This is a genomic window from Paraburkholderia nemoris (genome assembly GCF_905221015.1).
Taxonomy (GTDB): domain Bacteria; phylum Pseudomonadota; class Gammaproteobacteria; order Burkholderiales; family Burkholderiaceae; genus Paraburkholderia; species Paraburkholderia nemoris.
Window position 1 is genome coordinate 58,711 of record NZ_CAJNBO010000003.1, and the last position, 15,365, is coordinate 74,075.

The 15,365-nt window shown below is 61.0% G+C and carries 14 protein-coding genes; 9 read left to right on the forward strand and 5 right to left on the reverse strand.

Annotation, left to right across the window (positions count from 1 at the left end; genetic code table 11):
- The first annotated feature begins 59 nt into the window (after positions 1-59).
- Positions 60-665, forward strand: a complete 606-nt coding sequence (locus tag KHO33_RS05045; RefSeq protein WP_054037617.1) for an acetate uptake transporter — start codon at positions 60-62, stop codon at positions 663-665.
- Between the two features lie 47 nt (positions 666-712).
- A complete protein-coding gene (locus KHO33_RS05050) occupies positions 713-1,465 on the forward strand; it encodes a YoaK family protein (protein WP_054037486.1) in 753 nt (250 codons plus the stop codon).
- A gap of 74 nt (positions 1,466-1,539) precedes the next feature.
- Here the strand turns inward: KHO33_RS05050 and KHO33_RS05055 are convergent, their stop codons facing one another.
- The 3 genes from KHO33_RS05055 to KHO33_RS05065 all read right to left on the reverse strand — a co-directional run bounded on the left by KHO33_RS05055 (position 1,540) and on the right by KHO33_RS05065 (position 4,239).
- The gene (locus KHO33_RS05055; RefSeq protein ID WP_200564568.1) at positions 1,540-2,709 is read right to left on the reverse strand and encodes a YncE family protein; all 1,170 of its coding nucleotides are present in this window, start codon (positions 2,707-2,709) and stop codon (positions 1,540-1,542) included.
- Between the two features lie 62 nt (positions 2,710-2,771).
- Positions 2,772-3,587: a creatininase family protein gene (locus tag KHO33_RS05060; RefSeq protein ID WP_200564567.1), complete on the reverse strand. Its 816-nt coding sequence runs from the start codon at positions 3,585-3,587 to the stop codon at positions 2,772-2,774.
- 193 nt (positions 3,588-3,780) lie between these two features.
- Entirely contained in the window at positions 3,781-4,239 is a 459-nt protein-coding gene (locus KHO33_RS05065; protein WP_054037490.1) for a universal stress protein, read from the reverse strand.
- 463 nt (positions 4,240-4,702) lie between these two features.
- Between KHO33_RS05065 and KHO33_RS05070 the strand changes: the two genes are divergently transcribed.
- From KHO33_RS05070 to pqqE, 6 genes are all read left to right on the forward strand, one after another.
- Positions 4,703-6,676, forward strand: coding sequence for a sigma-54-dependent Fis family transcriptional regulator (locus tag KHO33_RS05070; protein ID WP_200564566.1), 1,974 nt, complete (start codon positions 4,703-4,705; stop codon positions 6,674-6,676).
- Between the two features lie 272 nt (positions 6,677-6,948).
- Complete coding sequence (gene pqqA / locus KHO33_RS05075; RefSeq protein ID WP_006410019.1) at positions 6,949-7,023, forward strand: pyrroloquinoline quinone precursor peptide PqqA; 75 nt, start codon at positions 6,949-6,951, stop codon at positions 7,021-7,023.
- A 69-nt stretch (positions 7,024-7,092) separates the two neighbouring features.
- The gene (pqqB, locus tag KHO33_RS05080; RefSeq protein ID WP_054037619.1) at positions 7,093-8,016 is read left to right on the forward strand and encodes a pyrroloquinoline quinone biosynthesis protein PqqB; all 924 of its coding nucleotides are present in this window, start codon (positions 7,093-7,095) and stop codon (positions 8,014-8,016) included.
- A 2-nt stretch (positions 8,017-8,018) separates the two neighbouring features.
- Positions 8,019-8,738 (forward strand): pyrroloquinoline-quinone synthase PqqC, encoded by a 720-nt coding sequence (pqqC, locus tag KHO33_RS05085; RefSeq protein ID WP_054037492.1) that lies wholly within the window; start codon positions 8,019-8,021, stop codon positions 8,736-8,738.
- Positions 8,735-9,016: a pyrroloquinoline quinone biosynthesis peptide chaperone PqqD gene (pqqD, locus tag KHO33_RS05090; RefSeq protein WP_054037495.1), complete on the forward strand. Its 282-nt coding sequence runs from the start codon at positions 8,735-8,737 to the stop codon at positions 9,014-9,016. The genes pqqC and pqqD overlap by 4 nt, the downstream gene beginning before the upstream one ends.
- Before the next feature lies 1 nt (position 9,017).
- Positions 9,018-10,154 (forward strand): pyrroloquinoline quinone biosynthesis protein PqqE, encoded by a 1,137-nt coding sequence (pqqE, locus tag KHO33_RS05095; protein ID WP_054037621.1) that lies wholly within the window; start codon positions 9,018-9,020, stop codon positions 10,152-10,154.
- A 112-nt stretch (positions 10,155-10,266) separates the two neighbouring features.
- On the opposite strand, the gene KHO33_RS05100 is transcribed toward pqqE, so the two are convergent.
- Both KHO33_RS05100 and KHO33_RS05105 read right to left on the reverse strand, forming a co-directional pair.
- Positions 10,267-11,505, reverse strand: coding sequence for a c-type cytochrome (locus tag KHO33_RS05100; protein ID WP_200564565.1), 1,239 nt, complete (start codon positions 11,503-11,505; stop codon positions 10,267-10,269).
- Positions 11,506-11,594: 89 nt separating this feature from the next.
- Positions 11,595-13,322 (reverse strand): methanol/ethanol family PQQ-dependent dehydrogenase, encoded by a 1,728-nt coding sequence (locus tag KHO33_RS05105; protein WP_200564564.1) that lies wholly within the window; start codon positions 13,320-13,322, stop codon positions 11,595-11,597.
- Between the two features lie 468 nt (positions 13,323-13,790).
- Between KHO33_RS05105 and adh the strand changes: the two genes are divergently transcribed.
- Entirely contained in the window at positions 13,791-15,311 is a 1,521-nt protein-coding gene (adh, locus tag KHO33_RS05110) for an aldehyde dehydrogenase (protein WP_054037497.1), read from the forward strand.
- The last annotated feature ends 54 nt before the right edge of the window (positions 15,312-15,365 follow it).

The window sequence follows — 15,365 nt, forward strand, 5'->3', positions numbered from 1 at the left end:
CTTGTCTTAAGGACGGCCGCGCAATCGACCTCTACCTCTTTCTGAATGAGGAATTCATCATGAATATCAAAGCCCCTAATCCGGCTGCACTCGGCCTGGCCGGTTTTGCCCTGACGACCTGGCTGCTCAGTATGATTAATGCCGGCTGGTTCAGCGGCACTGCGATGGGTATGGTGCTCGCCGTCGCTTTCGCTTACGGCGGCACAGCGCAGATGCTAGCCGGACTCATGGAAATACCGCGCGGCAATACATTTGGCGCGACGGCCTTTCTGAGCTATGGTGCGTTCTGGTGGTCGTTCGCCCTCTTCGTGCTGTTCCTGCACGGTACTGTGCCTGCGGCGTTCATCGGGTGGTATCTGTTCCTGTGGGGCGTGTTCACGCTTTATATGTGGGTCGCCACATGGCGTGCGCCGCGCGCGTTGCAACTGGTGTTTCTATCGTTGTGGGTGACTTTCTTCGTGCTTGCGGCGAGCGAATGGACCGGCCTTGAATGGCTGCGCCATGCCGGAGGTTACCTCGGCCTGGTGACGGCGCTGCTGGCGTTCTATCTGTCCGCGGCGGAAATCATTAACGAGGCACACGGACGCACGGTGCTGCCGGTGGGAACCGTCGCTCAGGAAATCGATGTGACCGTGACGGTCACCGAGGGACTGCGCGGGGCCTGAAACAAGCGGCGGCCGGCGTGCCGCCGCTCACACGGATAAAAATTGGCATGCCAATCAACTATCTTCGAGGATTCACGAAACCTGAGCGCAGCGACGCGGCGAATCTCCGCCTCGGACGATCGCTAGCCTTCGTCGCCGGTGCGGCCAACGCCGGCGGATTCCTCGCGGTGGGACAGTACACCTCTCACATGTCCGGCATTGTGTCGTCACTCGCTGACAACCTCACGCTCGGCGAAATCAATGCAGTCGTTGCGGGATTGAGTTCGCTGTTGTCGTTCCTTTTCGGGGCCGCCACCTCTGCAATTCTGATCAACTGGGGGCGTCGCCGGCAAATGCACAGCCTCTATGCGATGCCGTTGATGCTCGAGGCTACGCTGCTCCTCTGCTTTGGCCTGATCGGCACGAATCTCGAGACCCATCGCCTGCTCTTCGTGCCGGTGACCGTTTGTCTTCTGTGCTATGTGATGGGTCTGCAGAACGCGATGATCACAAAGATCTCAAAGGCGGAGATCCGCACGACGCACGTCACCGGTCTCGTGACCGATATCGGCATCGAACTCGGCAAGTTTTTTTACTGGAACCTTGGAGACGTCGGAGCAACAACCGGTGGCGCAGTCCGTGCAGATCGCCAGAAACTGCGACTTCTCGGATCACTATTATTGTCGTTCCTCTCGGGCGGCCTGGCAGGCGCCATAGGCTTCAAGCACTTGGGGTTTATGGCGACCATTCCCCTTGCTATCGTGCTGCTTACTCTCGCCGCTGTTCCGGTCGTCGACGATATGCTCGCGCAGCGCCGATAGCATATTTTTTCGCAATGCCGCTACGTCGCGCCGCATTGATCGATAGGGGGCGCGGCCCGATTGCCAGTTACTGGTCAACGCATATTTCCGGTGTGCCCAAGTGAATAACGCCCCGGTTGCGGCCAGACGGTAAGCCCGTGCGGTTCCGCGCCAACCGGAATGGATTTGACCGAGCCGGTCGTCGTATCGATCGCGTAGACAACGTCATCGAAGCGACCGGACAGCCACAGCATCGTGCCATCCGCGCTGACATTACCCATGTCGGGACTGCCGCCGCCCGGAATCGGCCAGTTCGCGACGACCTTGCGCGTTGCGAAGTCGATCACCGAGACGCTGCCCTTGCCATGTTTCGGCCCGTGCACGCGATTGGAGCCACGGTTGGACACATAGAGCCGGGTGCCGTCGCGGCTCGGGTACAGGCCGTGCGTACCAACGCCGGTCTTGATGAAGCCAAGCTTCGTGAAGCTGTCGCCGTCGATCACGTAGACACCGTCGGCCATCATGTCGGCGACATAGAACACCTTGCCGTCTGGCGCGATGCGGATGTCCTGCGGCATGCCCTTCCGATCGAGTTCGAGGTAGTCCACGACCTTGCGGTTGACGAGATCGATCTTGGCCAGCTTGCCGCCGAACTCGCAGGTAAAGAGCGCGTACTTGCCGTCGATCGAGAAATCGGCGTGATTGATGCCTTTGCACTGGGGCGCTTCAAGACTCGATTTCAGCGCCATCGTGTGCGCATCGCGAAAGTCCAGTCGCGCGTGTGCTTCGGCCACCACGATCGCCTCTTTGCCGTCCGGTGTGAAGTACATGTTGTACGGATCGTCGACCATGATCGCCTTGCCGGGATGGCCGGTCTTCGGATCGATCGGGGTCAGGCTGCCGTCGGGGCGGCCTTCGGCGTTGTTGGCCACCCACAGCGTCTGCAGATCCCATGCAGGGACGACGTGCTGTGGACTGAATCCGACGTGAAACCTGTCGACCACCTTCAGCGTGGCCGAATCGATCACGTAGACGTCGTTCGAACGCAGGTTCGGCACATAGACGCGCGGTAGCGCGCCGGCGACCGCGGCGCTCATATGCCCGGCGCCCGCTTCGCTGTACAGGTTATCGGGGTGCACCACAGGCGGCATGCCGGCCACCGTGGTGACTGATGCAGCCGAGGCAGTGCCGGCGGCACAGAAACCGGCCAGCGCGACGGCGACGGCCGTTGCAACGCGCGAAAAGCGGGGAGCACACAATTGCATGGCGAATTCCGTTATCGAGTGATTGAGTGATCGGAGACGACGTCGGGAGTCTCTCGGATACCTCAGCGGCTTGCGGTCTCTTTCTTGATGGCATCGATGGTCCGCGACACAATCGCGTCAATGCCCAGTTGACCGAGTTCGACGCTCGAGTGCCGCGGGTCGCCGCCATAGACGCCGTCGGCCGGTCCCAGTTTCGGACCGGTTCGCAGATGATCGAGCCGCACCATTTGCGGTGCTACCGCCAGCAGCAGCGAGGTATCCGCGAGTCCCGCATGCGTGCCGATCTCGGCATCGCTCACGCCGTGCTGCCGCAGGATCTGCGCGTAGCCGTCCGAGCTCGTGCCGTAGTACGCCGGCGGCACGAATGCGCGCGCGCTCGAGCCGGCCCAGCTCTTGTTGAGCTGGGCTACGACATGCCTGACATCGTTCTGGTAGCCGCCGTGGTCGCCGAGAAAGACGACGTTGGTGAAGCCGTGAACCTTGAAGCTGTTCGCGGCGGATTCGAGCGTCTTTTCGAACACGTCGTCCGGCACGGTGATCGTGCCCGGAAAACGCATGTGCGAGGTCGGCGGAGCGTAGCCGCCCTCCGGCACGTAGGCGATGACCGGCGCGACGATCGCGTTGCCGAGGCCTTCGGCAATCCGCTGCGACAGCACCTTGACGCGTGCATTGTGTTTGCCGAGTGCGACGTCGGGGCCGCTTTGCTCGGTTCCGCCGATGGGGATGATAATGGTGGTCTTGCCTGTCTGAATCTGGTCGCGCAGTTCGGTCCAGGTCAGGTCCTCAAGGAAGACGGTTTTCGGAGTTTGAGCAAAAACAGCCTGCGTAGCGATGAGCAAAATGACGGATGCGAAAGCACGTCTTGACGGAAAGCGCATGAAGGAGTCCTCGTGGGAAATGCGTGCCTCGTGAGCGAATATCCGCATAGTATCCCGTGGGGTGTCTACTGTTGTTCTTCGCAGCGGCGAGACTGTCGCCTCATGCACACACGTCGCTTACCGACTTACGAAATCCTTAATGCGCACACTCCGTCAGAACTGACGCGCCTGCGCGGCGGCAACTCCTGGTCGCTCAAGTTGCAACGACCGTATCACGGACCAGCAGCACCGGGCAGTTCGAGAATCGAAGGAATCGCTCAGCGACGCTACCTAGCTTCATGCGTTGTATTCCGCGACGTCCGTGGGTACCCATCACGACAAGGTCCACGTCGTGCCCCTGTACGTAACGCAGCAAGCAGCTGGCGACGTCTTCGCTGATGTTGTCCGTCTCGGCGATAGTGACCTTGCACGCCACGTCGCCCTCCGTCGCGTCTTTAAGCGCATTCGCCAGGATTCGGTCGCCTTCAGCTCGTAGTGCCTCGACCATCGCAAACTGGTCGTAATTGGCTGAATAGGCAAACATCGCGAAACGGTCGAGCACGTACACCATCGTCATCGTGCCGTCGACCAGCTTCGCCATGCGGATAGCTTCCTTTAGCGCACCTTTCGACGCGTTGCTGCCATCCAGTGCCACCAGGATATTTTTGTACATGACCACCCTCTCCGGTTAGTCGATTACGAATTCGCTCCTCATGGCGAATCAACTGCGCTGCCGGGAACGACACGAAGACGCGCACCACCCAGGCTGAAGATGGTCACAAATTCATCATCTGCGTTTCCCCTCGCGCCCGGATTGATTTGTATCAATGGCGTACGCGCTGTCGCTTGTGTACCTGATCGCGAACCCGACGCTTCGCGGATGCGTATTTCACCAGCATTGATTCAAATCAAGCCGCTTACGCGTATCAGGATGAATATGCGTAATCGCGCATCGCCAGCGCGGCTGCGGCTAACCGGCTCGATCCGAGCGTCCCGTCACGGCGAAACAAAGGCGATGAGACTCTGTCGGCGCGCGATTACCGCCGACATGGCGCAGGATTTGCTTATTGCTGTACCCACAGTTGTACCCGCACGACCCCGGCGAAGCGACCGGGGCTGACCAGCAGGAGGAGACAATGCGCGATGATGTCGGTCACGCCGTAACGCCAATGGCGACTCGTGAGGCCGGCTGGCTCACGCCGTCGATTCAGAAATCCCACGAGCGCTCCGAAACGTTCGGCTTGAGCGCCGCGATGCGGCCGGATTACGACGTGCTGCCGGCGGCCGAACTCACCTTGAAACTCGAGCAAAGCCGCGTCCTGTGTGCGCATGCCACGCCCGTGATGGAAACGCTGCACGAGCAGATCGTCAACACGCAGAGCATGATTGTGCTGACCGACGCCGAAGGGCTGATTCTTCACTCGATCGGCGACGACGATTTTCTCCGGCGCGCCGAGAAAGTCGCGCTGCGTCCGGGCGCGAACTGGGCGGAAGACCGGCAAGGCACCAACGCAATCGGCACAGCGCTCGCCGAGCGCTGTCCGACAGTCGTGCATGGCGAACAGCACTATCTGGCTGCCAATCGCTTTCTCACCTGTTCCAGCGTGCCGATCCTGGATCCGTACGGCGATCTGATCGGCGTGCTCGACGTCACCGGCGACCACCGCAGCTATCACCAGCACACCCTGGCGCTGGCAAAGATGTCCGTCCAGATGATTGAGAATCATCTGTTTACCAATACCTTTCGCGAGACACTGCAAATTGCCTTTCACGGCCGGCCCGAATTTCTCGGCACCTTGATGGAAGGCATCGTCGCGTTTACCTGCGATGGCCGTTTCCTGTCGGCCAATCGTAGTGCGCAATTTCAACTGGGATTGCCGCTCACCAGCTTGCGCGCGCATACCCTGTCCTCGCTATTCGGCCTCACCAGCGCGCAACTGATCGACCGTCTGCGCGTCAGCCGGGACCAGCATCTGTCGCTGAACCTGAGCAACGGCGCAGTGGTATGCGCCCACGTCGAATTCCGGCGTGCTACGCGCACCAATGATGCCTGGCCGCCGGAGGAGCATCGCGAGTCACGACCCTCACAACGCATGGCGTCCCCTCCCCCCGCCGCGAGCGTGCTTTCGAGACTCAGCTATCTGGACACCGGGGACCCGCAGATCGCGGCGGTCATCGCCAAAGTCCGCAAGGTAATCGGCAAGGACATCCCGATCCTGATCACCGGTGAGACCGGTACCGGCAAGGAACTGCTGGCCCAGGCGATCCACAACGACTCGCCGCGCCGCTCGGGGGCCTTCGTTGCGGTTAACTGCGCGTCGATACCGGAAACGCTGATCGAATCCGAGTTGTTCGGCTATGAAGAAGGCGCCTTCACCGGTGCGCGGCGCAAAGGCGCCGTCGGCAAATTGCTTCAGGCCAACGGCGGCACGCTATTTCTCGACGAAATCGGCGACATGCCCTATCCGCTGCAAGTGCGCTTGCTGCGCGTGCTGCAGGAGCGCCTCATCAATCCGCTGGGTTCCTCGAAGTCGATACCGGTCGATATCGCCATCATTTGCGCAACTCACCGCGACCTGCGCGACATGATCGTGCAGAACCGGTTTCGTGAGGACCTGTATTATCGCCTGAACGGACTGGTGGTGAAATTGCCGCCGCTGCGCGAGCGCACGGATCTGTCCGCCGTGATCCAGAAGATGCTGCAATCCGCATCATCCGAAAGCGCGGATGGGCCGCGACTGAGCGTCGCCGACGAGGTGATGGCGCTGTTCGAGCAATGCGCGTGGCCCGGCAATTTTCGCCAGCTCAGCAATCTTCTGCGAACCGCTGCCGCCATGGTCGATGCGGACGGTCAGCTCCGGCGCGAGCATTTGCCCGACGATTTCTTCGACGACGTCCGCGGCACTGCCGCCGCGCCTGCGAGCATCACGGAAACCTTACCGCTATCAAGCGGGCGGCTGGAGGACGTCGCCGCCAACGCCATCGCCAAGGCGGTTGCGCAGCATGGCGGCAACGTGTCGGCTGCCGCCCGCGCACTCGGCGTCTCGCGCAATACGATCTACCGCAAACTGCCGCCGCAGGGTGTGGACAACGCCGACGACGCCGTCTGACCGCCTGCGGCACAGGTGCTCCAATTTGCAACAGCGGTGTCCTCGAACTGAACAGCGCGCTGTTTCAGGCGCCGGACTAGTTAGTCAGTTTCCCTCAGCAAAACGTGAGTCGGTGTCCAACGACGCTTTCGTTCAGGACGCAAAACGCCAATCGTGCGTCGGCCGTACCGATCGCAGCACGTGACACGCCCGGCATAGACCTTGCATTTGATCAATATGACCGCTTCCTCAATGCGGTTTCTCAATCACATGTCGTATCCCAGGAGACAACCATGCAATGGACCACCCCCGCCTATACCGATCTGCGCTTCGGTTTTGAAATCACGATGTACATCGCCAATCGCTGAAGCAACGATGAAGCGCCGCCCGCCCATCGCAGCATGTCAGTGTGCGCGGCGGCGCCCGGAGCATGGCTCATGAAGATCAAAATTCTAGGTTCGGGTGCAGGCGGCGGACTGCCGCAATGGAACTGCAACTGTATGAACTGTAACCGGGCCCGTTACCAGACTGGCGACGTGTTGCCGCGCACCCAATCTTCGATTGCGGTGAGCGAGAACGGCGTCGACTGGATTCTGATCAATGCCTCGCCGGATCTGCTCGCACAGTTGCGCGCGAATCCGGAACTGCAACCCGCCCGCTCGATTCGTGACAGTGGCATTGCCGCGGTCGTGCTGATTGACGCGCAGATCGATCACGTCACCGGTCTGCTGATGCTGCGTGAACGCACTACGCCCCTGCCGCTGTATGCCTGCGCACCGGTGTTCGCCGATCTCTCCACGGGTTTGCCGCTGGTTCCGCTGCTCGACCATTACTGCGGCGTCGAACGTCATGAGATCGTGCTCGATCAACCCTTCACGATTGCGCCTGTGGAAGGTATCCGCTTCACCGCATTACCGATCGAGAGCAAGGCACCGCCCTACTCGCCGCGCCGCGCCCAGGCCGCGCCTGGCGACAATATCGCACTGCTGATCGAGAACCTTGCTACCGGTGCACGCGTTTTCTATGCACCGGGGCTCGCGCACGCGCCGGAACCTGTGTTCGCCGCGATGCGTTCTGCGCAACTCGTTCTGGTCGACGGCACGTTCTGGTCCGCGACCGAGATGATCGACCTGGGCCTGTCGACCCACCTCGCGGCCGATATGGGCCATCTGCCACAGTGCGGCCATCGCGGCTTGTCAGGGATGGTTCAGTTGCTGGACGCGCTGCCCAGTGCGACGCGCAAGGTGCTGATTCACATCAACAACACCAATCCGATTCTCGACCCGTATTCCCCCGAACATGCCGTGATACGCGCACGCGGTATCGAAGTGGCACGCGACGGAATGCAATTCCAGGTATAGCCATGAACGCCCCGCTGCCTACCGCTGTTACCCACGCCGCCCCCTGGTCGCCGGACGAATTCGAAGCGCGTCTGCGCGCGCTCGGCGCGCACTATCATATTCATCATCCGTTCAATCTACGGATGAATAGTGGCCAGTGTTCGCCTGAGCAGATTCGTGGCTGGGTTGCCAACCGCTTCTATTACCAGATCAACATCCCCCTGAAAGATGCAGCGATTCTGTCCAATTGCGAGGACCGACAGACGCGCCGCCTCTGGATCGAGCGGCTGCACGACCACGACGGCTACGGCGACAACCCCGGCGGTATTGAAGCATGGGCGCATCTCGCCGACGCGGTCGGCATCGAGCGCAAGGCATTGTGGTCGCTTGAGCACGTGCAGCCCGGCGTGCGCTTCGCAGTGGACGCCTATGTCAATTTCGCCCGTAGGGCGCCGTGGCAGGAGGCGGTCTGCTCTTCGCTCACGGAGATGTTCGCGCCGCAGATTCACCGCGACCGTCTGGCCGGCTGGCCCGACCTGTATCCATGGATCGACGCGCAGGGATTGCAGTACTTCCGCAGCCGTATTCCACTTGCCCAGCGCGATGTCGAGCATGGTCTCGAGGTCACGCTCAGTCACTTCAAGACCCCCGACGCCCAACAGCGTGCCCTCAACATCCTGCGCTTCAAGCTAGACATTCTCTGGTCGATGCTCGATGCCATCGAAAAGGCGTACCCGGTATGAACGCCCCGCACCCCGATCACTACGTCAACCTGCGCCCGCATCTGCGCGCGATGTTTCGTCTGCAATGGGAAGACGTGCAAGATGCCTACGTATTGTTGTATCCGGAAGGCATGGTCAAACTCAATCCGAGTGCAGGCGAAATTCTCGCGCGCTGCGACGGAACCCGGGAACTGGACGACATCATTGACGAACTGGAAGACCTGTTCAGCGTGTCGAATCTTGCCGCCGATGTATACCGCTTTATCGACCATGCGCGGCAACGCGGCTGGCTGGATTGACATGGATACGACGATCGACTTTCCAGGCACTCGCCCTTCCCCGCCATTGTGGTTGCTGGCGGAACTCACATACCGCTGCCCGTTGCACTGCGCGTTCTGCTACAACCCCGTCGACTTCGCCAGTCACGGTGCAGAGCTCGATACCGACACCTGGCGCGACGTGATCACGCAGGCGCGCCGCATGGGCGCAGCGCAGATTGGCTTCTCCGGCGGTGAGCCACTCGTGCGTGACGATCTCGAAACGCTGGTCGAGCATGCGCGTGGATTGGGCTTCTATACGAATTTGATTACCTCAGGCGTCGGGCTCAACGAGACACGCATCGCCCGTCTGAAAGAGGCGGGGCTGGACCATATCCAGCTCTCCTTCCAGGACTCGACGCGTGAGCTGAACGATTTCGTGTCCAGCACGAAGACCTTCGAGTTGAAACATCGCGTGGCGCGCCTGATCAAGGCATACGGCTATCCGATGGTGCTCAATTGCGTGCTGCATCGCTATAACCTGCCGCACGTCGGGCAGATCATCGACATGGCGCTCGAGATGGGCGCCGACTACCTCGAACTGGCGAACACACAGTACTACGGTTGGGCGATGCTCAATCGCGACCAGTTGATGCCGACCAGCGAACAGTTGATGGAGGCCGAGGCGACAGTCAACCGGTACCGCGAACGCGTCGGCGATCGTTGCAAGATCCTGTTCGTGGTCCCTGATTATTTCGAGGTACGGCCCAAGGCCTGCATGAACGGGTGGGGTTCCGTGTTTCTCGGTATCGCGCCGGACGGCACCGCGCTGCCATGCCATGCGGCACGCTCGCTGCCGGGTCTGGATCTGCCCCACGTGCAGGACGCTTCGTTGGCGGATATCTGGTACCACAGCCACGCGTTCAATGCGTTTCGTGGTGATGGCTGGATGCGCGAGCCGTGCCGGAGCTGCGACGAGCGCGAAACCGATCATGGAGGCTGCCGCTGCCAGGCATATCTGCTGACCGGAGACGCCGCGGCTGCGGACCCGGTTTGCGCAAAGTCGGCGCATCACGGGCAGATTGAGCGGGTGGTGACGCTGGCGCGGCGGCCGGCACATGACGACCAGGTCCAGCCGCTGATTTTCCGCAGCAGAGATAACTCGTTGCGTTTGGGATGATTCTGAATGAGGCGGCGGCCGCCAGAAAGAAAGCCCGGTGATTCCCCGTTATTCACGGGGATCACCGGGCTTTGTTTTGGGCGTCAATCAAAGGCCCTTAAAGCGATCGAAACTATTGCGACGTGCCCGCGTTGAGCGGCGTCTTCGACGCCTTGGCATTGTCATCCGTCAACTTGGTGGCGCCGGCACTATAGCCGTTCGAATTCAGCAGGAACGCCATGATGTCAGCATATTCCTGCGGTTTCATCTTGCCGGGACGGTCAGCCGGCATATTGTTGGCCATGTACCCGTACACACCGCCGATGGTCAGCTTCGCATTTGCCGCCGGCGCGAACGCCGGACCGCGCAACGCGGGCGCATTCAATCCTTGCAGGTTCGGTCCGTGGCATTTCGCGCATGCACTCGAGTACAGCGCTTTGCCGTGCGCCACCTGCGCGCGGTCGAAACCGGGGACATCGCCTGCCGCGCTCGCATCGACCTTGATGAAGCGTCCCTGCTGCGAGCCGTGATCGGCCGCCGACATCAAGCGCCACGCCGCATCGTTACGGCCGGGGCCATCACGATAGGCAAACGTGGCCGCGGATGGTCCGGTGGCCTGAGCTGTCTCGGGGAGCATCCATTTGCGGGTCAAGGCTGCCAGCCGGCCGTCCGAGGCCATTTTCGCCAGCGCGGCGTCGATGCGCGGCTGCAATGCCGCGCCGTTCTTCCCGAACGCGAACACCAGTTGCCAGTCGGCATACGGCGAGACAGTACTCGCAATCCGGAAGTGCCGCTCGGGGTGCGTCATCCCATACGCCACGACCGCGGGGTACCAGACAATCGCGCGTTGCGCATGCCCGCTCGCCACGGCGTCGACCGTCAGTGCCGCCGTGTTCTCCAGGTCGAGCTTGACATTGGGTTGCTGCACGGCGATCAATTGCGCTGGGCTCGCATACGTTGCCGCAACGACTTCCGCGGCGCCCGACTGCGTGGACGATTCACGCGTGGTCACGCTGACGTAGCCGGAGTGCAGATAGCCGCGCGAGAAGGTCAGCTTGCTGCCTGAACCATCGGCGACAGTCGAACGCGGAAAGCCAGCGATCACATCGCATTTACGCGCGAGCGCCTTATTGAGTTCCTTCAGCGAAATGCCGTCGTCGTCACTGCCGTCAAATCCCCCGGGGGCAAGCGACAGCGCAATCCCCGCCGTGCGAAGCGCTTCGCGCGCCACCGCTTCGTCGAGTGCGACCGATGGACTGCCGGGAAACGTGCAAACGCGCACGCCCGTACCCGCACTGGCGAGTCCCGGTGTGAGAGAGCCAGTGGCCAACAGAACACCGGCAAAAGCGAACCAGTTAAGTCGAGTCTTCATGATCTTGCTTCCGGAAAGGGCCTGGCCGCCGCGGCTAGATGGTCGCGCCATGTCGGCCCGGCCAAAGTGTCGCGGCAGCCACGTGAACATCAGCCGTGGTTGAGCGCAAACACGTACAGCGTGCCGCCGCGTGGAACCTTCTCTGCGGCTTTCGCCATCGGCCCACCCCAGATCGGGTTCGCGCCGCCGTAACCGGCGAGAATGGCAACGTACTCCTGACCGTTGACCTCGAATACCGACGGTTGAGCGACGATCCCGCTCGCGAGTTTCGGGCTTTGCCACAGCACCTTGCCCGTTGTCACATCGAACGCATACAGGTGGCCGTCGAGCGAGCCGCTAAAGGCGAGCCCGCCTGCGGTGGTCGCTACGCCGCCATTCCACGGCAGCTTGCTCCAGTGACTCCAGATTTTCTTGCCGGTATTGACATCGATCGCCTGCAGTTCGCCATAACCCTTGCTGCCCGGTTCCGGTTTGATTTCGAACCCTTCGCCGAGATACGGCAACCCTTCCATATAGTTCACCGACTTGCCGGACAGCGACATGCACGCATGCAAAGCCGGCACGACAGCGATATGTTTGTCCGGGTCGTATGAGACCGACCACCAGTTCTTGCCGCCAAGGAAACTCGGGCAGGTTTCGATCGTCGTGCCGGCCTTAGGATATTTCGACGCATCCTGGATTGGTACGCCATCTGCCGTATAGCCGGTCACCGACGATGCCGTAACGAAAGGTTTTGCGTAGATCAGCTTGCCGGTGCCACGGTCGATTGCGTGGAAAAAGCCATTGCGGTCCGCATGAATGATGGCGTCGTACTCTTTGTTCTCGTACTTGATCGTGGCAAGCACCGGTGTATTGACGCCGTCGTAATCCCACGTGTCATGCTTCGTGTACTGGTAATGCCATTTGAGGTTGCCGGTTTTCGGATCGAGTGCGAGCAGCGAGTCGGAGTACAGATTGTCGCCCGGCCGCAGATCAGCGAGCCACGGGCCCGGATTGCCGACACCCCAGTAAAGCGTTTTTGATGCGGCGTCATAGGTACCCGTCAGCCAGGCCGGTGCGCCGCCATGCTCCTGCATGCCGTTCGGCCATGTATCGCCGCCCTTCTCGCCGGCTGCCGGCACCGTAAAGCGCTTCCACAGCACGTTGCCGTCATTCGGATTCAAGGCCGCGATAAATCCCCGTGCGCCGTATTCGCCGCCTGCGCTGCCCACCACCAGCGCGCCGTCGAGCGCGAGTGGCGCAAGCGAGAACGCGTAACCCAGACCCGGCTCGAACATCTGCTTGCGCCAGACAAGTGCTCCTGTCTGCGCGTCCAGCGCGACAACGTCGCCGCTCAGCATTGCGACATAGACGTTCTTGCCATACAACGCCACACCGCGGTTGATCACGTCGCAACACGCAGTCTTGAACGATTCGGCACCGAGCTTCGGCTCGAACTTCCACAGTTGCTTGCCGGTGACAGCATCGAACGCATAGACATTGTCCTTCGGCGTGGTCACGTACAGGTAGCGGCCATTGACGATCGGCGTGGCTTCGAAACCCTGCTGCAGATCCGCCGGAAACTTGTAGCTCCAGACCTGTTTGAGATTCTTGACGTTGGTGGTGTCGAGTTGCTTGAGCGGTGAATGCGCCTGGCCGTTATAGGTGCGGTAATAGGTGAGCCAGCCGGGATCGCTTTGCGCGGCTGTCAAACGCTCATAGGTGACGGCTGGGTAGTCGTCGGCCGCTGCGGCCGACGCGAATACCAGACTGACGGCCGCGGCCACGCTCATTGCAAGCGCCGTGGTCCGCTTCGCCGAAGCTAAACGTGCTTTCATCCTTGTCTCCTGTTGAATTGTCGACGCGAGGCCATGCGGCGGCGCCATCGTCTAGTGATCGCAGACTGCCTGCGACCCATTCAAGGCAAGTCGCGTGCCATTCGCCGCCGTGCGGCTGCGAGCGACGATGGCTCACGAAGAGCGCACGCGGCTTCGCAGGGAAGCGGCCGTCACGGCACAACATGGGTGTTGCACGTTGGCGCAGTCACCCGGCGATGTGTTGCTAAAAATGACAGTTGCCATGCCGGTGGATCGAACAACGCAGAGGGACACTCCATGCATCGTCACGTACACGCCGTGCCCAGCGCCTCAGTGCCCCGCACGCCTATCGCAAGGGAGATGAGAGTCAATGGCACGCTTCTCGCTGGATGCTCCCCACGATGAAGAGCGTCAGCACGGCGGACACGTCGAGCCAACGCAGGCCTTCTCCATCGACACCAGCCACACAATCAATTGGAGGAGTCAGGTATGAATCACGCAGATATGCAGTTTCTCGATGTCGAATTTCCGTACGCGCGGCAGTACGCCAATTTCATCGGCGGCCAATGGATTCCGCCGGTACGCGGCGAATACTTCGACAACGTATCGCCCATCACCGGCGAACCCTTCACATCGATCCCGCGCTCAACGGAAGAAGATATCGAGCTCGCCCTCGATGCTGCCCACCGCGCCCGCAAAGCCTGGGCCGATACCGCGCCGGCCGTGCGCGCGACGATCCTGAACCGCATTGCGGATCGCATGGAGCAAAACCTCTCGCGCATCGCGTTTGCCGAATCGATCGACAATGGCAAGCCGATCCGCGAAACGCTCGCCGCCGACATCCCGCTCGCGATTGACCACTTCCGCTATTTCGCCGGTTGCATTCGCGCACAGGAAGGGACGCTCTCCGAGATCGATGCCGATACCGTCGCTTATCATTTCCACGAACCGCTCGGTGTGGTCGGTCAGATCATTCCGTGGAATTTCCCGATCCTGATGGCGGTGTGGAAGATCGCGCCCGCGCTGGCCGCGGGAAACTGCATCGTGCTCAAACCAGCCGAGCAAACACCTGCGTCGATCCTGGTGTTGATGGAACTGATCCAGGACCTGCTGCCGCCGGGTGTGCTGAACGTGGTCAACGGTTTTGGCCTCGAAGCCGGCAAACCGCTCGCGTCGAGCAAGCGTATCGCGAAGATCGCCTTCACGGGTGAGACATCCACGGGTCGTCTGATCATGCAGTACGCGAGCCAGAACATCATTCCCGTGACGCTCGAACTCGGTGGCAAGAGTCCGAACATTTTCTTCGCCGACGTGATGGATCGCGACGACGGCTACTTCGACAAGGCGCTCGAAGGTTTCGCGATGTTCGCGCTGAATCAAGGCGAAGTCTGCACGTGCCCGTCGCGCGTACTGATCGATGAGAAAATCTACGACCGCTTCATGGAGCGCGCCCTGAAGCGCGTCGCCGCAATCAAGCAGGGGCATCCGCTCGACACGAAGACAATGATCGGTGCCCAGGCCTCGGAGGAACAACTCGAAAAAATCCTCTCATACGTCGATCTCGGCAAGCAGGAAGGCGCCGAGTGTCTGATCGGCGGTGAACGCAATACGCTCGGCGGCGAACTGAGCAAAGGCTATTACGTGAAGCCGACCGTTTTCCGCGGCCACAACAAAATGCGCATCTTCCAGGAAGAAATCTTCGGACCGGTCGTTTCCGTGACGACGTTCAAGAACGAAGAAGAAGCGCTCGAAATCGCCAACGATACGCTGTACGGTCTCGGCGCCGGTGTATGGACTCGCGACGGTACGCGTGCCTATCGCTTCGGCCGGGAAATCCAGGCCGGCCGCGTGTGGACGAATTGCTATCACGCCTATCCGGCGCATGCGGCATTCGGCGGCTACAAACAGTCCGGCATTGGCCGCGAGACTCACAAGATGATGCTTGACCACTATCAGCAGACCAAGAATCTGCTCGTGAGCTATAGCGAGCAGCCGCTGGGTTTCTTCTAACCCACTACGTACGGATCTGGAGCGGGGTGAGGCCCGCTCCAGTCGCATGATTTT